Here is a 22,178-nt window from a genome sequence, read left to right as displayed (position 1 = left end):
ACATCGTGGATCCGGCACGATCCAGCGGTGAGCGCGGTGAGCGCGGTGAGCGCGGTGAGCGCGGTGAGCGCGGTGAGCGCGGTGAGCGCGGTGAGCGCGGGGGCCGGCGCGGTGGTGCGGCACGACGTGGTCCGCGTCCCGGGGGGCGATGTAGCGGTATCCGGCCGACCGGATACCGCTACATCGGCGACATTGCGAGCAGGGTCCGCCGGGGTGGGCGAGGGTGCGAAGGTGCGAGGGGTGGGGGTGGGGTCAGCCGCGGGGGAGGACCTCGGCGACGACCGCCGGCATCGCGGCCCAGTCGGCGGAGGCGACGCTGGCGTGGGCGGCGGCGAGTTGGGCGAGGCGGGCGCGGGCGGCAGCCTGGTCGGTGTTGCCGACCGCCGGGGGGACGTTCTGCGCGTCGGTCATCACCAGCAGGTAGTGGTTGGTGTCGTACCAGGAGGTGTCGATCCCGCCGGTGACGTACGCGCTGGCGTCGCCGTCGAAGAGGACGAACCACGGGCGCAGGCCGGTGTCGGCGTACCGGCTGCGCGGGTCGCCGGACTGGGCCCGGTGCACCGCGGGGAACGCCTGCGCCTGGCCGAGGGTGCCGGCCGCCGCCAGGCCGACCAGGTGCTGGGCGTACTCGATGTCGGTCCACAGGGTGTCGGTGGGGTTGCCCTCCTCGACGGTGCCGGGGATCAGCTCGACGATCACCTTCCCGGCGAGCTGCCCCCGGGTCGGCCAGGCGTTCGCGCGGGCGGCGGCGTCCAGGGTGGCGTACCCGCCGCGCAGGTCGGCGGGGCGGAACACCCGGCTGCCGAGCCGGGCGGCGAGCACGGCGTCGAGCTGCACCGGCCCCTGCCCGGTACGGCTGCTGAAGCCGGTCTTCAGCTCCAGTTTGAGTTGGAGCGGGCCGGCGTCGGGGTGGGCGTCGAACCAGAGCCGGATGTCGTCCAGGCAGTTCTCCAGGTTCTTGTTGCGGGTGCCGGTGTAGAGCTGCGCGGGGGTGGTGGCGGCGACGCAGTTGTTGTCGTTGCCCAGCGGGTTGGAGTGGCTGACCCGCCACTGCTTGGTGATGATGTCCGGCCAGACGTCCAGCTCGATCAGGCCGGGGCGGGCGTCGAGCGCCTGCGCCAGGTAGCTGTACGTCCCGCGTTCGTACGCGTTGTGCGTGCCGACCACGGTGGTCGCCGACACCCGGGTGCCGGGGTCCACCGCGGCCGAGGCGGGTGCGGCGGTGCTGAACACCGCCGCGACCACCGCGACCGACGTGAGCGCCGACAGGAGACGGGAACCGCGCATGGGGGTACCTCCTCGCGGGCCGGTGCCGTTCACCGCACCCGCACAGATCAAAGTCGATGAATGTGAACGGGGGAAGACCCGATTTCGGCGGGACGGTTGCCCCGGCGGGTGCGACCGGGGCTGGGTAGGGTCGTCGGGTGAACCGACTCGCCCAGGCCACCTCGCCGTACCTGCTCCAGCACGCCGACAACCCGGTCGACTGGTGGCCGTGGTGCGACGAGGCGTTCGCCGAGGCCCGACGGCGGGACGTCCCGGTGCTCATCTCGGTCGGCTACTCCGCCTGCCACTGGTGCCACGTGATGGCCCACGAGTCGTTCGAGGACGAAACGGTCGGCGCACTGGTCAACGCCGGCTTCGTGGCGATCAAGGTGGACCGCGAGGAACGGCCCGACGTCGACGCCGTCTACATGACCGCCACCCAGGCGATGACCGGCCAGGGCGGTTGGCCGATGACGGTCTTCGCCACGCCCGACGGCACCCCGTTCTTCTGTGGCACGTACTTCCCGAAGCCCAACTTCGTCCGGCTGCTGGAATCGGTCGGCACCGCGTGGCGGGAGCAGCGGGAGGCCGTACTGCGGCAGGGCGCCGCCGTGGTCGAGGCGATCGGCGGCGCCCAGGCCGTCGGCGGACCCACCGCCCCGCTCACCGCCGAACTGCTCGACGTCGCCGCCGACCAACTGGCGAGCGAGTACGACGAGACCCACGGTGGCTTCGGCGGCGCGCCGAAGTTCCCGCCGCACATGAACCTGCTCTTCCTGCTCCGGCACCACCGGCGCACCGGTTCGGCGCAAAGCCTGGAGATCGTCCGGCACACCGCCGAGGCGATGGCCCGGGGCGGCCTGTACGACCAGCTCGCCGGCGGGTTCGCCAGGTACTCGGTGGACGCCCACTGGACGGTGCCGCACTTCGAGAAGATGCTCTACGACAACGCCCTGCTGCTGCGGGTCTACACCCACCTGTGGCGGCTCACCGGCGACCGGCTGGCCCGTCGGGTGGCCCGCGACACCGCCCGGTTCCTCGCCGACGAGCTCCACCGCCCCGGGGACGGGTTCGCCTCCGCGCTCGACGCCGACACCGACGGGGTGGAGGGCCTCACCTACGCCTGGACCCCGGCCCAGCTCGTCGAGGCGCTCGGCGAGGAGGACGGCCGGTGGGCCGCCGACCTGTTCGACGTCACCGAGGAGGGCACCTTCGAGCCGCGTTCCGCCGCCGCTCAGGACGGCGCGGCGGACGCAGCGGGGTCCGGCACGAGCGTGCTGCGGCTGGCCCGGGACGTCGACGACGCCGACCCGGCGATCCGGGACCGCTGGCGCAGCGTGGTGGGCCGGCTGCTGGCCGCCCGGGACACCCGTCCCCAACCGGCCCGCGACGACAAGGTGGTGGCCGCCTGGAACGGCCTGGCGATCACCGCGCTCGTCGAGTTCGTCCAGGTCGCCGCGATCCGGGTGGCCCCCGACGACGAGGACGCCAACCTGATGGACGGGGTCGCCATCGTCGCCGACGGGGCGCTGCGGGACGCCGCCGAACACCTGGCAGGCGTACACCTGGTCGACGGCCGGCTGCGGCGGGCCTCCCGCGACAAGACGGTCGGCGAGCCGGCCGGCGTGCTGGAGGACTACGGCTGCGTGGCCGAGGCGTTCTGCGCGCTGCACCAGCTCACCGGCGAGGGCCGCTGGCTGGAGCTGGCCGGGGGCCTGCTGGACGTCGCACTGGCCCGGTTCGCCGCCCCGGACGGAGGCTTCTACGACACCGCCGACGACGCCGAACGACTGGTCGCCCGACCGGCCGACCCGACCGACAACGCCACCCCGTCGGGCCGGTCGGCGATCGTGGCGGCGCTGACCGCGTACGCGGCGTTGAGCGGGGAGACCCGCTACCGGGAGGTGGCCGAGGCGGCCCTGTCGACCGTCGCGCCGATCGTCGGCCGGCACGCCCGGTTCACCGGGTACGCGGCGGCCACCGGCGAGGCGCTGCTCTCCGGGCCGTACGAGATCGCGGTGGTCACCGACGACCCGGCCGGGGACCCGCTGGTCGCCGCCGCGCACCGGCACGCCCCGCCCGGCGCGGTGGTGGTCGCCGGCCGGCCCGACCAGCCCGGTGTGCCGCTGCTCGCCGACCGGCCGTTGGTCGACGGGCGGCCCACCGCGTACGTCTGCCGGGGTTTCGTCTGCCAGCGGCCGGTGACCTCGGTCGACGACCTGATCGCCCAGCTCACCTGAGCCGGTCCGTCTGGCGTGGGTGGCCCTCGGGTGGGTCGGCGGGTCGGCCCGGTTAGGCTGGCGGCGCTATGGATTCCCGTACCGGTCTGCCCGTCGTCGGCATGGTGGGTGGCGGCCAACTGGCCCGGATGACCCACCAGGCCGCCATCGCCATCGGCCAGTCACTGCGCGTGCTGGCACTCGCCCCCGACGACGGCGCCGCGCTCGTCGCCGCCGACGTGCAGTACGGCGACCATACCGACCTCGCCGCGCTGCGTACCTTCGCCAAGGGCTGCGACGTGGTCACCTTCGACCATGAGCACGTCCCGACCGAGCACATCCGGGCCCTCGCCGCCGAGGGGGTGAAGCTCTTCCCGCCGGCCGACGCGCTGCTGCACGCTCAGGACAAGCGGGTCATGCGGGAACGGCTCGGTGCGCTCGGTGCCCCCAACCCCGCGTGGCGGCCGGTGGACGACCCGGCGGACCTGCTCGCCTTCGGCGCGGAGCAGGGCTGGCCGGTGGTGCTCAAGGCGGCCCGGGGTGGTTACGACGGGCGTGGTGTGTGGCTGGTCGACGATGCCGGGCAGGCCGCCGAGCTGGCCGCCACCCTGCTCGCCGGCGGCACCTCGCTGATCGTCGAGGAGCGGGTCGCGCTGCGCCGGGAGCTGGCCGTGCAGGTGGCCCGTTCGCCGTTCGGGCAGGTCGCCGCCTACCCGGTGGTGGAGACGGTGCAGCGGGACGGGATCTGCATCGAGGTGCTGGCCCCCGCGCCGGGTCTGCCGGAGGAATTGGCCGTCGCCGCCCAGCAGCTCGCCATCGACCTGGCCACCGCGCTCGGTGTGGTCGGCCTGCTGGCGGTGGAGCTGTTCCAGACCGATGCCGGGCTGGTCGTCAACGAGCTGGCGATGCGCCCGCACAACTCCGGGCACTGGACCATCGAGGGGGCCCGTACCTCGCAGTTCGAGCAGCACCTGCGGGCGGTGCTCGACTACCCGATGGGGGACACCTCGTTGACCGCCCCGGTGGTGGTGATGGCGAACGTGCTCGGTGGTGAGCCGGGTGGGATCTCCATCGACGAGCGGTTGCACCACCTCTTCGCCGCCGAACCGGGCGCCCGGGTCCACCTGTACGGCAAGCAGGTCCGACCGGGCCGCAAGATCGGGCACGTCACGGTGCTCGGGAACGACCTGGACGACGTACGGGAGCGGGCTGCACGGGCCGCCCGTTGGCTGCGGGAGGGGCACGCGTGAGCACCGTCGGGCTGATCATGGGCAGCGACTCGGACTGGCCGGTGATGAAGGCCGCCGCCGAGACGCTCGACGAGTTCGAGGTGCCCTACGAGGTGGCGGTGATCTCCGCACACCGCACCCCGGTCAAGATGATCGAGTACGGCCGGGACGCCGTCGACCGGGGGCTCAAGGTGATCATCGCCGGGGCGGGTGGTGCCGCCGCGCTGCCCGGCATGGTCGCCTCGGTCACCCCGTTGCCGGTGATCGGTGTACCTGTCCCGCTGAAGCACCTGGACGGGATGGACTCGTTGCTGTCCATCGTGCAGATGCCGGCCGGTATTCCGGTGGCCACCGTGTCGATCGGCAACGCCCGCAACGCCGGCCTGCTCGCGGTCCGCATCCTGGGCGCTGCCGACCCGGCGCTGCTCAAGCGGATGACCGCCTTCCAGAACGCCCTCGAGGCCCTGGTCGCCGAGAAGGACGCCGCCCTCCGCGCCTCCCTCGGCTGACCGCCACCCCGCCCGCTACTCCCCCTCGTGCCGTCGTACCCCCCTGCACCGCCCTCATCAAGCGCAGGAACCCGGGCCACCCGATCCGCTCAATCCACCCCGCGACCACCCGGCCCAGGGCGTCAACGCCCGCGTCCACCCGGCGGACTCGGCCCGACCCGGTCCGACCCCGCCGTGACCCTCCGATCTATCTCATCGCGCGCAGCGCCATCTGCAACCTGTCCTGGGTACGGCGGCGACGTTCGTTGCTCGCCCCGAGCACCAGCAGCACCAGGCCGACCGGAATGAGCATCAGCCACGGCCCGAGGCTGAACAGGGCGTGCACCGCTGCGATCGCTGTCACCGCCGCGCCGACGATGACCGGGGCCTGCTGCCGGCTGGTCGAGCCGAACACCAGCACCGCCACCGCGCCGAGCAGCAGCAGCACCTGGCGCAGCATGCTGGAGTCGGTGGCCAGCACGATCGCCAGGGTCGGCACGAACGCCGCGACCAGCGCCGGGCCGTACGCCACCCAGCTGGAAAGGTCGGGGCGCTGGCGCAGCTCCAGGAGGCCGACCAGCAGGGCGAGCGCCGCGAACGGCAACGTGTACGCCTCCGGCAGCGCCACGTCGGCGACCCGCATCAGGATCCACCAGGCGACGATCTCGCAGCCGACCACCGCCCAGAAGAGGATCCGCCGCTCCACCGGTCGCCGTCCCGGCCGGGCGGCGGCGACTCCGAGTACGGCACCCCAGGCGGCGAGCAGGGCGGCGATGTGGCGGGGGGAGTCGAACGCCAGGGCCAGTGCGATGAGTGCGGCGGCGTACCCGCTCCACTCGACCGTGGCGGCCTCCCGTTGCGCCTCGGGGCGGCGCAGCCGGGGCAGCGTCGCGGCGAGGACCTGCAACACCGCACCTACGGCGAGCACCCCGAACGCCGACCAGACGGCGGCGAACCCGGCCACCAGACCGACGGTGAGCACGAAGAGTTGCGCCGTCAGCGAGGCGAACAGCCAACCGAGGATGCGGGCCCGTGCGGTGGTGCCGAAGAGTGCGGCGATCACCCCGACGGCGACCGCGCCGCCCAGGGTGAACAGGGTCAGTCCCCGGCTGGCCAGGCTGCCGGCCAGCCCGGCACCGCCGCCGGCCAGCCCGATGGCGAAGACCAGCACCCGGGCCAGCCGCAGCGACCGGGCCCGCTCGGCGAGCGGCGGCGGCGGGGTCAACGCGAGCCCCAGCATCGAGATGGTGAACACGGCGAGGGCGGCCAACGCGTTCTCCGGCCAGGCCATACCCAGGGCGATCGGCGTGATCAGCAGCGTCACCGCCAGGCCGGGCAGCACCACCGGCACCGCCCGGGACCGACGTCCACCACTGAGACCGGTGGCGGCCAGCGCGGCGGTGCCGGTGAGCAGCAGAGCGGTGAGCACGTGCGTCGGGTCGACCAGCTCCGGCGGTGCGGTACGCAGCTGCGGCGGTGGGCCCTGCCAGACGTGGGCGAGCATCCGGTACGGCTCGACCAGCGCCACGAAGAGCAGCGGCGCGAGGGAGACCAGGGCCAGCACGGTGGGCACGGCCGCTGCGGCCAGCGCCCCGGCGGCGGGACTGATCCGCCAGCGCCGTTGTGTGCCGTCGTCAGGCAGCCGGCGCAGTGCCCCGTCCAGCAGTACCTCCCAGCGGCGCATCGGTTGGGCGGAGCCGACCGGCGGTACGGTCGCCGCCCGGACCAGTTCGGCGAGGACACCGAGTAGCGCCGCTGCGGCGGCGAACACCCCGGACGGGAGGTCGACGAAGATGGCGGCCACCGCGCTGACGGTGGCGCCGCCGGTGATCGCCGCGCTCGCGTACGGCAGATACTGCGGGACCTGGCGGCGGACGGCGGCCACGGCGGCCAGCCCGAAGCTGGACGCGGCCAACGCGGCGGTCAGCAACACCTGCGCGGAGTGGCCGAACTCGGCGGCCAGGGCGGCCACCGCACCGGGGAGCGCGAGCAGCGCGGCAGCCGTCGCCGCCCCGCCGATCTGCACCAGGTGCGGCGGCATCCCCTCGGTCTCGACGTCCTCCACCAGCGAGGGGGCGAGGGAACGGGCCACCGCCGCCACGGTCAGGCCGATCAGCGCGATACCGCCCAGGGCGAGCGCGGTGGTCCACGGGCGCACCAGCCCGGCCCCGGCGGCGTGCAGCGCGACCACCCCGGCCACGGCGGCCCGGGACAGCCCGGCACGCGGGTCGGCGGAGGCCACGGCGGCCATCCCGAAGCCGGTGGCGACGGTCAGCCCCACCAGGACGGGCGACCACCAGGGCAGGTCGAAGGCGGCCGGCACGCCGATGGTGGCCAGCACCACCCCGACGCCCGCCACGTCGTACTTCCAGGGGGGTGGGAGCAGGATCGCGGCGGCCAGCGCGAGCAGCGCCAACGCGACGGGGGCCTGCCAGGTGGAGCCGCCGGTCGGCGCGGCCGGCCAACCGGTGAGGTCACCGGCCCAGAGCGGTCCCGGGGTGGCCAGCACACCCACCCCGCCGCGCAGCGCCGACCAGCCGGCCAGCACCCCGATCAGGGCGGCGCCGACGGCGATGCCGAGCACCGGCCCCCGCCGCCACTCCTCGGGCATCGCCCGGGCGGCGACGGCGACCACCAGCACCAGCACGGCGGCGACCGCGAGCTGCCCGCCGGGGGAGATCACCGCCGTGATCCGGACCAGGGTGGCGATCAGTGCCGTGGTGACGGCGGCGGCGGCCAGGTCGGCGCCGTCCAGCGCGAGGTCGGAGCGCCGGCCGGCGTCGATCCGGCCGGCGAAGAGCAGCAGCAGGGTGGCGATCAGCACGAGCACACCGAGCCAGAGGTCGGCGGCGGTCCGGCCCGGGGCGAAGAAGGCGGCCCCGATCACCGCCAACGCGCCAAGCCCGGTGCCGACGGCGTGCGGCAGGGTCAGGTGTCGCTGCGACACCTGCATCATCGCCGCGTAGCCGAGGGTGACGCAGACGGCGAGGAAGCTCGCCGCCAGGATCGGCACCGTCAGCTCCCGCAGCACCGCCGGGGTGAGCACCGGCCCGGACGGCTCGGTGGCCGCGACGAATGCGGCGACCGCGCCCGGCAGCGCGAACGCCGCCCCACCGGCCGCCCACCCGGAGACGACGTCGGCGGCGGCCGGGGCGATCCGCACCCGGGGCGCGAGCGCCACCAGCACGCCCGCCAGCATCAGTACGGCCAGGGCGGCGGCGGTCACCGCCGGTCGGCTCAGCGCGGCGCCGGCCCCGACGAACCCGACGGCGGTGGCGGTGCCGGCGTGCACCAGGGCCGCCCGCGTCGTACCGGCGGAGATCCCGGCGACGCCGATCGCGACCGCCGACAGCACCATCGGCCAGGGTGCCGCCACCCAGCCCAGGCCCAACGAAGCGGGTACGGCCAGCGCGGTCAGCCCCGCGCCGACCACCGCGAACTCGCGGCGGATCTCGGGCGGCAGGGCCAGCACCGCCGCGATGGTGAGCAGCAGGGCGCTGGCGGCGAGCTGCCCGGCGGACGGCCCGGCCGCGGCCGTCACCTCGGCGGGGAACCGGGCCAGGTCGGCCCGCCAGGCCGGCAGCGCCGCCTGCACCGGTGCCAGCCCGGCCCGCAGCGCACCGCCGGCCACCACCAGGCCGCTGACGGTCAGCGCCGCGGCCGAGGCGAGCTGCGGCCCGCGTCGGGCGGCTTCCGGTACGGCCCGCACGGCCAGCCCGGTCAGCGTGATGACCACGGCGATCAACAGCAGCGCCCGGCCGGGGAAGGCCACCGCGGCGATCCGCCCCAGCGCGCCGATCGCGGCCAGGGTGAGGATGCCGGCGCCCACGTCCGGCAGCGGTGGGCGGCGCAGCAGCAGGGTGCCGGCCAGGGCCACCACCGCGGCCAGCAGCAGCGCCGCACCCGCCCCGGTGGCCGCCGGTACGGTCTGCACCCGCAGCAGGGCGGTGACCGCGTACGCCAGGGCGAGCGCCACCGCCACCCCGTGCAGCAGCCAGGTCGTCTCGGGTAGCCCGGGCACCGCCCGGTGCGCGCCGCTCGGGGTGGCCGCCGTGCCGTCGAGCACCTCGGCCGACTCCTCGGGATCCCCCTCCGGCCGGCCGTCCGGGGCGACCCGCTGCCGGGGCGGCGTGGCGGGACCGGGGGCGGCGGGTTCCGGTCGGGCCTGTCGTTCCCGCATGATGCCGGAGCGGACCAGCCCGAGGTCGAGCACGGCCACGAGGGTGAACACCACCGCCCAGCCGGTCGGGCCGCTGATCCAGCCGTGGGCGAGCAACGGCACCACGGGCTGGGCGGCCAGCACCGCCGCGAACCGGGGGGACCGCAGACCGGTGCCGACCGCGTAGGCGAGGGCGACCCCGGTGGTCAACGCGAAGATCATCCCGGAGAAGACCGCCCCGGAGGCGCCGATCCGGTCCACCGCCCACAGCGCGTACCCGGCCAGCGGCACCAGCAGCAGACCGACCGTGGCGATCGTCTCGGCGGTGGAGGTCAGCCCCCGCTTGGCGAGCACCGGTGGGGCGAGCAGCAGCAGGACGGTGGCGATGAGCAGGATGCCGAGCCGGGCCAGGGCGTCCATCGAGCTGGTCGCGACGGCGGCGAAGACCACCGCGGCCACCGCCAGCACCAGCGCGCCCAACCCGAGCGGGATGTTCTGCACCTCCCGGGAGGAGGCCTCCGCCGGATGCTCCGGGTTGTCTGCGCCGAGCCAGGTGGCCGTCCGGTAGGGCGGTGGGAGCGGCGGCTCGTCCGGGCCGGCGGCGGTGCCCTGCCGGGGCACCTTGGGTGGCGCTCCGGTGGCGGCGGTCGGTGGTCGGCGGCCCGCCTTGCGGCGGAGCACCCGGCGTGGCCGGGTGGCCTGCTTGATGCGTTCCTCGCCGGCGTGGGCGAGGGTGTCCCGCTGGAAGAGGGCGGCCTGCATCTTGGCGGCGATCTGTCGCTGCTCCCGGGCGATCTCGGCCTCGCGGGCCTTCATCTCGGCGATGGAGCGTTCGATCCCGGCCAGGTGCTCGCGCCACTGCGGCTGCTCGGCCCCACAGTTGGGGCAGCGGGCCGCCGGCTTGATCTGCCGCCCGCACGAGGAGCACTGGAAGCTCTCCACGACATCCCTCCACCCCGGCCGGCCGCACTGTGGACGCCGTCCCCACGCAGCATGCCCTGAGCGGGCGTGGATTTCGACACCTACCGTTGCGTTGCGGGTAACAAAAACGCGCCGGTGCGGGGATCGTCAATCCCCGCACCGGCGCGTCGCGGCAGGCGTCAGGGGCGGCCCATGCCCCGGTACTCCCAGCCGGCCTGGGTCCACAGTGCGGCGTCGAGGCAGTTGCGCCCGTCGACGACCTTGCGGCCGGCGACCAGCTCACCGAGGACGACCGGGTCGGCGTTGCGGAAGTCGGCCCACTCGGTGAGTACGCAGACCAGGTCGGCACCGGAGACCGCGTCGTTCACGCTGGCCTCGTAGACCAGCTCGGGGGCGACCCGGCGGGCGTTCTCGGTGCCCTGTGGGTCGTACACGTGCACGTCGGCGCCGGCCTTGGCGAGCAGTGCGGCGACCGCGAGCGCGGGGGCGTCGCGGACGTCGTCGGTGTTGGGCTTGAAGGTCGCGCCGAGCACCGCGACCCGGGTGCCGGAGAAGTCCGGGCCGGCCGGGCCGGAGCGACGGCCGAGCAGGTCGGCGGCGAGTTGGAGGACCCTGGTCCGGCGGCGCAGGTTGATCAGGTCCACCTCGTGCAGGAAGCGCAGCGCCTCGCCGGCGCCGAGCTCCTGGGCGCGGGCCTGGAAGGCGCGGATGTCCTTGGGCAGGCAGGCGCCGCCGAAGCCGAGGCCGGCCTGGAGGAACCGGTTGCCGATCCGCGGGTCGTAGCCGATGGCGCGGGCGAGCTGGGTGACGTCGCCGCCGCTTGCCTCGCAGACCTCGGCCATCGCGTTGATGAAGGAGATCTTGGTGGCCAGGAAGGCGTTCGCGGCGACCTTGACCAGCTCGGCGGTGGCGAAGTCGGTGACCACCAGCGGGACCTCCCGGTCCTCGGTGGCGGCCAGGTCGAAGACGCCCTTGTGGGCGGCGTAGAGCATGGCGTTGGCCCACTCGCTCTTGACGCCGACCACGATCCGGTTGGGGCGCAGCACGTCGTCGACGGCGAAGCCCTCCTGGAGGAACTCGGGGCTCCAGGCCACCTCGACGGCCAGGTCGGCCGGGGTGTGCTTGCCGACGAGCTGCTCCACCCACTCGGCGGTGCCCACCGGCACGGTGGACTTGCCGACGATAAGCGCCTTGCGGGTCAGGTGCTGGGCCAGGGCGGTCACCGACGCCTCGACGTACGACAGGTCGGCGCCCATGCCGTCGGCCCGCTGCGGGGTGCCGACGCAGATGAAGTGCACGTCGCCGAACTCGGCGGTCTCGGCGATGTCGGTCGAGAACCGCAGCCGGCCGGCGGCCAGGTTGCGCCGCAGCAGCTCGTCGAGGCCCGGCTCGTGGATCGGCACCTCGCCCGCGTTCAGCTTGGCGATCTTGTCGGCGTCGACGTCGAAGCCGAGGACCTCGTAGCCCAGCTCGGCGTAGCAGATGGCGTACGTCGCGCCGAGGTAGCCGGTGCCCAGGAAGGTCACCCGGGGACGCGGCGCACCCGAGGGGGGCGTCACCGGGGAGATGGTCGGCGCCGGCTGGATGTTCGGGTACGGGATCGTCACGCCTGTCTTCTCCGCTCGCGCTGGCGGCGCTTCACTGCGTCGCAATCGGCTGCGGCGCCTGGCCCGGCACCGATGGAAAACCTGTCGTCCTGTCAGCGTAGTTGTGCGCTTCCGGGGGCCGTGCGGCGTGATCCTACCTGTCGGTAACATGGCAGGGGTCGCGATGGCTATTCTTCATTCTGCGGCAGTCGGCGGCCGGCAGGACGTCACAGACTGCGCATGATAGCGGTGAAATGGGAGGGTCGACATGGCCGCAGAGCAGACGTTCGACGTCTACCGGTTGCCCGAGGAGCACGACGCGATCCGCGAGGCGGTCCGCGCGGTCTGTGCCGCGAAGGTCGCACCGTACGCGGCGGAGGCCGACGAGACCGGTGAGTTCCCCCGGTCGTCGTACGACGCGTTGCGGGCCGCCGACTTCCACGCCCCGCACGTCCCGGTCGAGTACGGCGGGGCCGGTGCGGATGCCCTGGCCACCGCGATCGTGATCGAGGAGGTGGCGCGGGCCTGCGCGTCGTCGTCGTTGATCCCGGCGGTGAACAAGCTGGGCACGATGCCGCTGATCCTGGCCGGCTCCGAGGAGTTGAAGCGGCGTTACCTGACCCCGGTGGCCGCCGGTGAGGGGATGTTCTCGTACTGCCTGTCGGAGCCGGAGGCGGGCAGTGACGCGGCGTCGATGAGCACCCGGGCGGTGCGTGACGGTGATCACTGGGTGCTCAACGGGGTGAAGCGGTGGATCACCAACGCCGGTGTCTCGGAGTTCTACACGGTGTTCGCGGTGACCGACCCGGCCGCCCGGTCCCGGGGGATCTCGGCGTTCGTGGTGGAGAAGTCCGACCCGGGGGTCAGCTTCGGCGCGCCGGAGAAGAAGCTCGGTATCAAGGGCTCCCCGACCCGGGAGGTCTACCTCGACAACGTGCGGATTCCGGCCGACCGGATCATCGGTGAGCCGGGGACCGGGTTCGGCACCGCGATGCGGACCCTGGACCACACCCGGGTGACGATCGCCGCCCAGGCCGTCGGGATCGCCCAGGGCGCACTCGACTACGCCAAGGGTTACGTGCGGGAGCGTAAGCAGTTCGGCAAGGCGGTCGCGGAGTTCCAGGGCGTGCAGTTCATGCTCGCCGACATGGGCATGAAGCTGGAGGCGGCCCGCCAACTCACCTACACCGCCGCCGGGAAGTCCGAGCGCGGCGACGCCGACCTGACCTACTTCGGTGCGGCGGCCAAGTGTTTCGCGTCGGACGCGGCGATGGAGATCACCACCGACGCGGTGCAGTTGCTGGGCGGGTACGGCTACACCCGCGACTACCCCGTCGAGCGGATGATGCGCGACGCCAAGATCACCCAGATCTACGAAGGCACCAACCAGGTCCAACGCATCGTCATGGCCCGCCAACTTCTCAAGGACTGACCGTCCGTTTCCGCAGTTTCCTCTGCGGCCACCGGGACGGCAGCAGAACCTCGCACCTGACCAGGAACGTGTGAAGTAGGTGTGCGGCGATCATGGCGCGGTGCGGCGCACGTTTTGAGTACGCACCACTCAGGCCGTTCCTGCGACGGTTCCTTAGGTTCGCCCTCATGATGTCCTCTCAGCCTGTTCTCACCTCCAGTACGTGGTTCCGCCGCGCACTGACGACCTTGACCTTTGGTGCCCTTCTGCTCCCTACGATCCTCGTCTCGTCGGCCGACGCCGACGCCGGTCGAGGCGGCGACAAGCTCTCCGACCTGCGGGTGTGCGACCTGTCCGCCTGCTATCTGGCGGTGGGGGTGGTGGACTCCGACGGCGACGGTGTGGCCGACGCCGACGAGACCGCCCTCGGCTACGACCCGCTCGACCCGGCCAGCACCCCGCCGCTGTCCCTTGTCCTGGACAAGACGATCGACGGGAAGCTGCCGACCTATGCGCTCGGGTACGGCACCTGGGCCGTGTTCCCGGAGGACATCGTCAAGGGCCTCGAAAAGAAGTGGCTCCACCTGCAGGACCTGCCCGGGGGTGGCGAGCCGAGCCTTCCGCCGCAGGTCTTCGGGATTCCCACCCGTAGGGGCAGCCTCGCGCTCGCCGGGATCGACGACGGGCTACTCAAGGGCCTCGGCGTCGAAGCGCCGTGGAAGACCGGCCTGACCTTCGGCCTGACCCTCGACAGCGCAGGCAAGGATCTGGGGATCGACCTCGGCCGGTTCAACGGCAGCTGGTACGGCGCGTACGACGGCGTGACCGCCTGGTGGGCGGCCGGCCACGGCGGCGAGAAGAACACGAGCACCGACAAGGAGACGAGGGTCACGGAGTACGGCGACGGGTCCTCGTCGAGGACCTTTCCCGGCACGCCGGGGTGCGAGGAGCTGTGCACGTCGAGCAGCCGGACCGAGTACTACGACCCGGAGCTGAACAAGGCAGGGGAGTCGACCGACGAGGCGTACTACGACCTGAGCGGCAGATACCACACCGAGCGGACGCAGCGCGACCAGAACGGGAACGTCGTCAAGGAGACGGACACCGTCCACAAGGGAAACAAGGACGGCAGCACGACGATCACGAAGGACACCACCGACTACGAGCGCGACAAGGACGGCAAGACCACCGGGACGACGAAGACCCACACCGAGCGGACGGTCGACAAGAACGGCAAGGAGACCTCCTCGACCACCAAAACCCAGAAGTGCGACGCCAAGGGTGAGAACTGCACCGATGCGATGACCACCGGCGACGAGGGGACCGGCCCGGCCCTGCCCGGCACGGCCTGGCTCTCGCACAAGGAGGCGGCCGCCGCGCTCAAGAAGCTGCTCACGATGAAGGGCACGACGGTCACCCCGGTCCAGGACGCACCCTCCGTGATCGGCGTCCTGACCGACGACGACGTCAAGGCGGCCCTGCGCCACCGGGACCTGATCTCCCTGTTCTCGGGTGACGACATCAGCACCCACGTCGGGGCGATGGTCGTCGGGGCCGGCTGGAACACCGCCATGCCGGAGACCCGCCCCGATCTGCCCAATCCGCTCGAGGGGGCGACCGGCGGCGGGGCCCCCGGCAGCGGAGGCTGCGGCGCCGGCGGCGGTACCTGCTGAGACCGCTGTCCGGTGGCGGTGCGGCCGTCGTCGCAGACGTCCGCCGCACCGCCACCGGACGATCGCACCGCCACCGGACAGGGTGACTACCGGTTCGCAATCCCGTACCGGGCGAGGTCACCCCGGGAGGTGATCCCGAGCTTCGCATAGGCACGGGACAGGTGGTTCTCCACCGTCCGCACCGACAGGACCAGGCGCTCGGCGATCTCGGCGTTCGTCGCCCCGCCCGCAGCCAGCTCGGCGACGAGGCGCTCACGGGAGGTCAGCGGGTCGACGGGCACGGGTGACCGGCCCAGCAGGGGGGTGGGCGGGTCACCCACCTCGTGCGCAAGCTCGTCGGCCCGTCGTCGGGCCGCAGCCGCGGCCCGACCGGACGCGCACCGGGCCGCCGCCGCTGCGGCCTCTGCCGCGTACAGGGGCGAACCGACGGCCTCGAAGGCCGCCGCGGCCTCCAGCAGGGTCTCGGGGCGGGCGCGTTCCAGCCCGGTGGCCAGGGCCAGCCGCGCCGCGCCGACCGGGGACCCGACGGCGAGCGCAGTCAGCCGGGCGCGTACCCCGGTGTCGTCGTGCATCCGGAGGCGCTCGTGCAGGATCCAGGACTCGGCTGCCACCGCCCTTTCCTGCGCGGCTCTGGCCTGGCCCCGCCGCAGCAGGTCGCAGGCCAGGGCGTGCTGACCCTCGGCGTACGCAGCCCAGCCCAGCGCGATCGGGACGGTGTGGCGCAGGAACCCCAGGCCCGCCTCTGGCGAGCGCAGGTGGGTCACCCACGCCGGATCCGGGGTCAGGCCGCGTGAGCCGTGGGCCACGGTCAGCACGGACAGGCAGACCCGGGTGCAGTCGGTCATCCCGGCGGCCACCGAGGTCACGAGGCTCCGCCGCGCCCAGAGCGTCGCATCGTCCAGGTACCCCGCCTGCAGCCGGGCCGCGCCGACGCACACGGCGGCCCAGGCGCGCTCGAAGACCACACCGTCGGCCAGCGCGCTGTGGTACGCCCGCTCGGCGGTCTGTGCCGCGTCGTCGAGTCGACCGTGCTCGCGCAGCGCGTGGCTCGCGTACACGAGCAGTTTGTCGCGGGTCCCGGCGGTCGCCTCCGGCCCGGCGGCCGTGACCTGGTCGAGCAGCTCCTCGACGACGGCGACCGCCTCGCCTGTCCGTCCGATGTGGGCCAGGGCGTTGCTGCGGCTCGTCGCCAGCATGGTCCGGACCGGCAGCGGCAGCGTGGCGTCGTCCCCGATGACGGACGCGAGGGCCAGCGCCTCGTCCGGGAAACCGGCGTATGCCAGGGCGTCGGCCTCGGCGACCGCGAACAGGGCGGCGACCGGCGCACCGGCGGGATACCGGGCGGACTGCTGCCGCAGCACCTCCCGGGCAGCGGGCAGGTCGTAGCGGCCCCAGAGGATCACCTTGTGCAGGGTCACGGCGAGCAGGGCGGCGTCCCTGCCGGGTGGGCTGTGGTCCAGCGCGTCGCGCAGGACGGCCACGGCCTCGTCGGCACGCCCGGTCTCCCAGAGGTTGACCGCGAGGACGAGGGCGGCACCGACGGCGACCTCAGGGTGGGTGGTCCAGACCTCGGGGACCCGGTCGAGGCACGCCCGGGCCAGCCGTACCGCGACGTCTGTCGCGCCGCCCACGGCGGCGAGCCGCGCTGCGGCCAGCAGCGGCCCCGGCTCCGCGGCCTCTCCGGCGTCCAGGCTCAGCACGGTGCACCGCACGTGGTCGTGCGGCGCGAGGGTCCGGGCGACCGCGAGGTGCTCGCGGAGCACCGCCCGCCGACGGGCCGGCGACAGCCCGTCCCACAGCACCTCGGCGAACAACGGGTGGACGAACCGCGCGGTCTCCGCCGTCCAGACCGCGATCCCGTGGGTGACCAGGTGCTCGGTTCCGGCGAGGTGCCCGGCCTGTGCGACCTCGTCGTCGTGCGCCCGGCCGGTGGCGGCCAGGAAGCGGGCGGCGGCGACGGCGTCGTCGGGCAGGCCCGCCAGGCGGGTCGGCAGGAGGCTGCGCAGCCCGGTGGGGACCGGCAGCGGCCCGACGGCGTGCCAGCCGACCGCCGAACGGTGCAACGCGCCGGAGCGCCGCGCGCCGTCGAGCAACTGGGTGACGAACAGGGCGTTCCCGCCGGTCCGGCGCCACACGTCGTCGACCACCCCGGCGTCCACCGGGCCGTCGAGCAGCGCGTCGACGAGCTGCTCCGTCGCTGTCCGGTCGAACGGCGCGATCGGCAGCAGCACGATGCTCGACGACGCCGCGAGTTCGGCCACGGCGGGCGGCACCCGACCGTCGGCGGTCCGCACCGTACCGACCAGGGTGCGACCGGCGTCGCGGGCGACCCGCACCGCGACAGCCAGGGAGACCTCGTCGCAGCCATCCAGGTCGTCGACCGCGAGCACAGCTCCGGCCGGGACCGCCCGGAGCACCTGGGCGACCATCTCCGCGAGTGACGTCGTCGCCGGGTCGACCAGGTGCGCCAGAGCCGCCAGCGGGACGTGCGACAGCCCTCGCGTGCCCCAGGCGCGGACGGCAGGGAGAGCCGTGGACACGGCGTCGAGCAGCCGGGACTTGCCCACGCCGGCCTCGCCGGTCACCAGGACCACATCCGTCTGCGGATCGTGCACCGCGGCGAGGACGTCGCTGAACTCCCGGGCCCGGCCGACCATCGTCATGCCGGGATCATCTCCCACCCCCCGGTGGTACTGACACCTTGTCGAGGGGCGGCTGATTCACTCGTAGTGGTAGCGGCACTGCGCTATCTGCACTGTGTCGTCAACGATCCGATACACCAAGCGGTGTTCCTGATCGATGCGCCTCGACCAGAATCCCGACCAGCTGCCCCGGAGCTGCTCCGGCTTGCCGATGCCCTGGTGGCCGTTGCGTCGAATGTCCTCGATCAGGGTGTTCACCCGCTTGAGCATCGGGCGGTCCCGCTGCCAGGCCAGGTAGTCCTCCCACCCTCGGCTGGCTAACTGGACCTTCACGCTGCCGACGCCTCGCCCGGACCGGCGTCGGGGTCGATCAGGTCGTGCATCTCCCCGCCCCCGTTGCGCAGCTCCTCGACGGCTTCGTTCAGGCGGCGCGCATTGGCGGGGCTGGCCATCAGGTACGCAGTCTCCTTCAGTGACTCGTACTCACGCAGCGAGATGATCACGGCGGCCTCACGGCCGGAGCGGGTGACCACCACTTCCTCTGCGTCGTCCACAACGTGGTCGAGCATCTTGGCCAGGTTCTGCCGGACTTCTGAGTAAGGGACGGTGCGCATGAGGCCTCCCGAGCATGGCGTACAAGAAATTGTACAACCGGGCGTTGTCGGTGTCAGCCGTCTACCCGGCGGCAGGAGGCTGCTGGCGGGTCAGCGGGTGAGGCCGACGAGGGTGGCGAGGCGGGCCACGCCGGCGGCTGGCGGGCCGCTGCGGGCGATCTCGGCGACGAGGGTACGCGCGGCGGGGCGGTAGCGGACCTCGGCGGGCGCGATGGCGTCGGCGTCGACCAGCGTACGACCGGCGGCGGTGGGGTCACCGGCGTCGAGGTAGGCGCGGGCGGCGTCGACGAGGTGCGCGGCCCGATGCTCGACGGGGAGCCGACGCCAGTCGTCGCGGCCGATGGCCTTCTCGTGGCGGTAGACGGCCTCGGCCGTGTCACCGAGACGTTGGGCGGTGAGGAATCGGGCCAGCAGCACGGCGACGGGGCCGAATGCGGTGTGGTGCGGGTCGTCGTCGCTCGTACACCGGTCGGCGAGAACGGTGGCGTGGTCGATCAGGTGGTCGGCGCGGCGGCCGTCGCCGCAGCCGGCGGCGGCCAGCGCGGCCTGGAGGAACAGCGTTCCCCGTACCGCGTCGTCGGCGGCGGTGCCGATGGCGGCGACGGCGGCGGTGAGGGCGAGCCGGTCGCGGCCGAGCGCGCGCAGTGCCTGGGCTACGGCGATGGTGGCGGTGCCGGCGCGGACGGGGTCGCCCACGGCGGCAGCGACGGCCCGGTCGGCGGCGAGCCAACCGAGGTCGGCCTCCCCGAGCTTGACCAGCACCGAGGCGGTGATCCGGTACGCGGACACCAGCAGTCCCGGCGTGGCGTGGGCGGCGTCGAGCAGGGTGGGCAGGGCCCGGAGAAGCTGGGTGTAGTGGGCATGCTGGTAGGTGAGCCAGGCATGCGCGACGTGCCGTTGCACCTCGTCGGGCGACACCGTCCGGGCGGGCCGGTGGTGGTAGCGGGCCAGGGCGGCGCGGACCGCGTCGACCCCGTCGAGGCCGACTGTCACGGCCGGTAGCGGCCTGCGGGGGTCGAGCAGGGCGGCCGGGTCGAGGCGCAGCACCTCGGCGATCTCCTGGACGGTCGAGTACCGGTCGAGGCTGCGCACGCCGCGTTCGACCTTGTCCACCCAGCTCTTGGACTTGCCGAGGCGGTCGGCGAGCATCTGCTGGGTCATCCGGCGGCGCACCCGCCAGCGGGCCACCCGCCGGCCGATCGGCAACTCGTCGGCGTCGGACAGGATCGGGCGGGTCACCGGTTCCGCCCTATCGGCGGGTGGACGGCGGTGGTGGTGGACTCCCCGCAGCGCGGACACCACCTCGACTTGACCCGGAACGCCAGCAACCCGACCAGAAAGCCCGGCACCAGGCCACCGAACACCAACATCACCACTCCGGAAACCACAGCATCCTCACTTTCTGGCATGCCAAGGGCGGGACGCTGGCGTGCTCCCGTCACGCACTTGACTGTGGACGTTGCGGAGCGTGTTCAGCGCGTAACTAGAGTCCCCCATCAAGTGATGCCGCGCAAGCCTAAGTTCCCTGTCGGGTTGATGCTCCTCAGGTTAGGGGTGACAATCTGGTGATGCTGGGTGACGATGTGTGCATGTCTCGATTCACTCCCGCAACGCCACGATCTCGCCGACTCGGCCGGGAGCTGCGTAAGCTCCGCGAGGCAAAGGGGCTGACCGGCGATCGGGCGGCAGAGATCGTCTGCTGCTCGTCGTCCCGGATCAGCCGGATCGAGTCCGGCGAGATCAAGCTTCGTGCCGGGGACGTCATGGAGCTACTGGTCACCTACGGCGTCAAGATTGACAGTGAAGCCGGCATCTCCCTGTTGGAGCAGGCCCGTGGCCTGCGTGAGGAGGGCTGGTGGCAGCGGCTCGGCGGCAAGTACGCCACCTACATCGCGTACGAGACCGAAGCCGTCGAGCTCAAGAACTTCGAGCCGATGCTGGTGCCCGGTCTACTGCAGACCGAGGCGTACGCCCGCGAGGTCAACGTCATCGGCCGGGAGACCGACCCGGAGGGGATCAAACAGCGGGTCGCCGCCCGGATGACCCGCCAAGAGGTCCTGCACCGCAAGCCGACACCGCTGCGGATGCACGCGATCCTCTCCGAGGCTTCGGTGCGGACCGAGGTGGGCGGCCCGGATGTGCTGCGCGAGCAACTCCACCACCTGGTCACGCTGAGCCGGCTGCAGAACGTCACGATCCAGGTATTGCGCTTCGAGGCCGGCGCTCATCTGGCCATCAGCAGCGGCTTCGCCCTGCTCGCCTTCGAGCCGGACGACCCGCCGTTGGGCTACATCGAAACCCTTGCCGGTGAACTGTTCCTGGAGTCGAGCCGCGACCTGGCGCGACTGTCGGCGGCGTACGACAATCTGAAGACACTGGCGAGGTCGCCCGCCGAGTCGATCAAGTTCATCAGGGAGTTGAGCGAGCATGGAACGTAACGCCTGGCGCACGTCGAGCCGGTCCGGCAACAACGGCCAGTGTGTCGAGGTGCGGGATCGGGGCGCGCAGGTCGACGTCCGCGACTCCAAGGCCCCCGACGCCGGCACGCTGAGCTTCGAGCCTGCCGTCTGGGATGCGTTCATCAGCGGCTTCAAGGTGTCGCACTGACTGCTCTGGCCTGCCATCCGGCGACGGCAGGACGGCGGTTGACCTGCCGCCCGTCGCTGCACCTCGTTGCAGTGGCCGCCCTCAACCTTGGCGAGTAGATGGGTCGGCTCGGGTGGGCCGGTCCTGCCGGCCCACCCGACGGCGGTCAACGGTTCTCGGTGCTGTTCTCCGGCTTCGCGCCGTAGCGCGGCGGCGCGGACCACGGCGACTCGGTGCCGGTCCGCCGGGGCAGTGGCTCGGTGGGGGTGTCCAGTTCCGGGTAGCCGAGGGTGAGCGGCGCGGTGTCCGGCTCGCTGCGGGCGGGCGGACCGGCCGGCGGCCAGTCGCTCGTGGCGTAGCTGGGCGGCGGCAGGTTGTCGTAGTCGGCCGGGGCCGATTCCGTCCCCATCACCGGTTGCGGCCAGCGCCGCCACCGCTGGGCGCTGAACACGGCCATCAGCAGCAGCAGACCGATCAGGAACAGGGTGCCGTTCTGCACCGGCTGGCGCAGCGGCAGCGGGTCGCCGAGCACCTTCCAGCCGGTCGGGATCCGGTCGAGCACGGTGAACGGTGCGATGAACATCCCGACGTACGGGGTGATCAGCAGCAGCCCGGCGACGAGCGGGCCGGCCGGTGAGGTGCGCAGCGTGCCGACCAGGCCGAGCAGGATGCCGGCGACGCCGAGGTAGACGGCCGGCTCGATCAGGTTGGCCGTGCTGTACGTGCCGATCTCCACCCAGCGGTCCACGGTCCGGCCCGACCCGTCCTGCCCGAGAGTGATCAGCACCCACGTGACGGGTGCCACCACCAACCCGGCGAGGAAGCTCCAGAGATGTCGCATTGGCGCACCGTACCGTTTCTGCCATGACCGAGCACCCCACCACCCCTGCCGGCAAGCCGACGTCGTACTCCCGGGTCACGCTGAGTCGCATCATGACCGCTGTCGATGTCAATCTGTACGGAACCGTGCACGGTGGGGTGTTGATGAAGTTCGTCGACGACGTGGCCGGCGCGGCGGCGGCCCGGCACAGCGGCGGCACGGCGGTGACCGCCTCGATCGACGAGATCGTGTTCTCCGAACCCGTCCGGGTGGGTGACCTGGTGCACGCCCACGCCCAGGTCAACTGGACCGGCAACACCTCGATGGAGGTGGGTGTGAAGGTGGTCGCCGAGCGCTGGGACTCGGCCGAGGACGAACCCGTCCGGGTGGCCACGGCCTACCTCGTCTTCGTCGGCGTGGACGTAGCCGGCGCCCCCCGCCCGGTCCGCCCAGTCCTCCCGGAAACCCCCGACGACCACCGCCGCTACAAGGAGGCGGAAATCCGCCGCGCCCACCGCCTGGCCAAACGCCGCGCCATCCAAGCCCACCGCGCCTCCTGACCCC

16 protein-coding genes are annotated in these 22,178 nt (G+C 73.0%); 8 read left to right on the top strand and 8 right to left on the bottom strand.

The window, feature by feature from the left end; genetic code table 11:
• Positions 1-252: 252 nt before the first annotated feature.
• On the bottom strand, positions 253-1,287 hold the full coding sequence (locus AC0AIB_RS20330) for a phosphatidylinositol-specific phospholipase C domain-containing protein (RefSeq protein WP_328339988.1): 1,035 nt from the start codon (positions 1,285-1,287) through the stop codon (positions 253-255).
• Positions 1,288-1,424: 137 nt separating this feature from the next.
• Between AC0AIB_RS20330 and AC0AIB_RS20325 the strand changes: the two genes are divergently transcribed.
• The 3 genes from AC0AIB_RS20325 (at position 1,425) to purE (ending at position 5,223) form a co-directional block, all read left to right on the top strand.
• Positions 1,425-3,506 (top strand): thioredoxin domain-containing protein, encoded by a 2,082-nt coding sequence (locus AC0AIB_RS20325; protein WP_465097257.1) that lies wholly within the window; start codon positions 1,425-1,427, stop codon positions 3,504-3,506.
• Between the two features lie 68 nt (positions 3,507-3,574).
• A complete protein-coding gene (locus AC0AIB_RS20320; protein ID WP_328339984.1) occupies positions 3,575-4,735 on the top strand; it encodes a 5-(carboxyamino)imidazole ribonucleotide synthase in 1,161 nt (386 codons plus the stop codon).
• A complete protein-coding gene (purE, locus tag AC0AIB_RS20315) occupies positions 4,732-5,223 on the top strand; it encodes a 5-(carboxyamino)imidazole ribonucleotide mutase (RefSeq protein ID WP_328339982.1) in 492 nt (163 codons plus the stop codon). Before AC0AIB_RS20320 ends, purE begins: the two co-directional genes overlap by 4 nt.
• Before the next feature lie 187 nt (positions 5,224-5,410).
• Here the strand turns inward: purE and AC0AIB_RS20310 are convergent, their stop codons facing one another.
• Entirely contained in the window at positions 5,411-10,303 is a 4,893-nt protein-coding gene (locus AC0AIB_RS20310; protein WP_465097256.1) for an SCO7613 C-terminal domain-containing membrane protein, read from the bottom strand.
• Positions 10,304-10,461: 158 nt separating this feature from the next.
• Positions 10,462-11,889 (bottom strand): UDP-glucose dehydrogenase family protein, encoded by a 1,428-nt coding sequence (locus AC0AIB_RS20305; protein ID WP_328339978.1) that lies wholly within the window; start codon positions 11,887-11,889, stop codon positions 10,462-10,464.
• 247 nt (positions 11,890-12,136) lie between these two features.
• On the opposite strand from AC0AIB_RS20305, the gene AC0AIB_RS20300 reads away from it, so the two are divergent.
• The gene (locus AC0AIB_RS20300; protein ID WP_465097255.1) at positions 12,137-13,300 is read left to right on the top strand and encodes an acyl-CoA dehydrogenase family protein; all 1,164 of its coding nucleotides are present in this window, start codon (positions 12,137-12,139) and stop codon (positions 13,298-13,300) included.
• Positions 13,301-13,527: 227 nt separating this feature from the next.
• Positions 13,528-14,952 (top strand): thrombospondin type 3 repeat-containing protein, encoded by a 1,425-nt coding sequence (locus tag AC0AIB_RS20295; RefSeq protein WP_465097254.1) that lies wholly within the window; start codon positions 13,528-13,530, stop codon positions 14,950-14,952.
• 86 nt (positions 14,953-15,038) lie between these two features.
• On the opposite strand, the gene AC0AIB_RS20290 is transcribed toward AC0AIB_RS20295, so the two are convergent.
• The 4 genes from AC0AIB_RS20290 to AC0AIB_RS20275 form a co-directional block, all read right to left on the bottom strand.
• Positions 15,039-17,615 carry a helix-turn-helix transcriptional regulator gene (locus AC0AIB_RS20290; RefSeq protein WP_465097253.1) on the bottom strand — a complete coding sequence of 859 codons (2,577 nt, stop codon included), beginning with the start codon at positions 17,613-17,615 and terminating at the stop codon, positions 15,039-15,041.
• A 57-nt stretch (positions 17,616-17,672) separates the two neighbouring features.
• A complete protein-coding gene (locus AC0AIB_RS20285; protein WP_465097252.1) occupies positions 17,673-17,927 on the bottom strand; it encodes a Txe/YoeB family addiction module toxin in 255 nt (84 codons plus the stop codon).
• The gene (locus AC0AIB_RS20280; RefSeq protein ID WP_396851559.1) at positions 17,924-18,208 is read right to left on the bottom strand and encodes a type II toxin-antitoxin system Phd/YefM family antitoxin; all 285 of its coding nucleotides are present in this window, start codon (positions 18,206-18,208) and stop codon (positions 17,924-17,926) included. The genes AC0AIB_RS20285 and AC0AIB_RS20280 overlap by 4 nt, the downstream gene beginning before the upstream one ends.
• Before the next feature lie 90 nt (positions 18,209-18,298).
• Positions 18,299-19,447: a helix-turn-helix domain-containing protein gene (locus AC0AIB_RS20275; RefSeq protein ID WP_465097251.1), complete on the bottom strand. Its 1,149-nt coding sequence runs from the start codon at positions 19,445-19,447 to the stop codon at positions 18,299-18,301.
• A 350-nt stretch (positions 19,448-19,797) separates the two neighbouring features.
• On the opposite strand from AC0AIB_RS20275, the gene AC0AIB_RS20270 reads away from it, so the two are divergent.
• Positions 19,798-20,646 (top strand): DUF5753 domain-containing protein, encoded by an 849-nt coding sequence (locus tag AC0AIB_RS20270; protein ID WP_465097250.1) that lies wholly within the window; start codon positions 19,798-19,800, stop codon positions 20,644-20,646.
• Positions 20,636-20,815, top strand: coding sequence for a DUF397 domain-containing protein (locus tag AC0AIB_RS20265; protein ID WP_465097249.1), 180 nt, complete (start codon positions 20,636-20,638; stop codon positions 20,813-20,815). Before AC0AIB_RS20270 ends, AC0AIB_RS20265 begins: the two co-directional genes overlap by 11 nt.
• A 145-nt stretch (positions 20,816-20,960) precedes the next feature.
• On the opposite strand, the gene AC0AIB_RS20260 is transcribed toward AC0AIB_RS20265, so the two are convergent.
• On the bottom strand, positions 20,961-21,635 hold the full coding sequence (locus AC0AIB_RS20260) for a hypothetical protein (RefSeq protein ID WP_465097248.1): 675 nt from the start codon (positions 21,633-21,635) through the stop codon (positions 20,961-20,963).
• Positions 21,636-21,658: 23 nt separating this feature from the next.
• On the opposite strand from AC0AIB_RS20260, the gene AC0AIB_RS20255 reads away from it, so the two are divergent.
• A complete protein-coding gene (locus tag AC0AIB_RS20255) occupies positions 21,659-22,174 on the top strand; it encodes an acyl-CoA thioesterase (RefSeq protein WP_328339967.1) in 516 nt (171 codons plus the stop codon).
• Positions 22,175-22,178: the final 4 nt, after the last annotated feature.

This window comes from Micromonospora sp. DSM 43699 (assembly GCF_055517075.1).
Note: the sequence above shows the minus strand (reverse complement) of the source record. Positions and strands in the feature narration are given on the sequence as shown.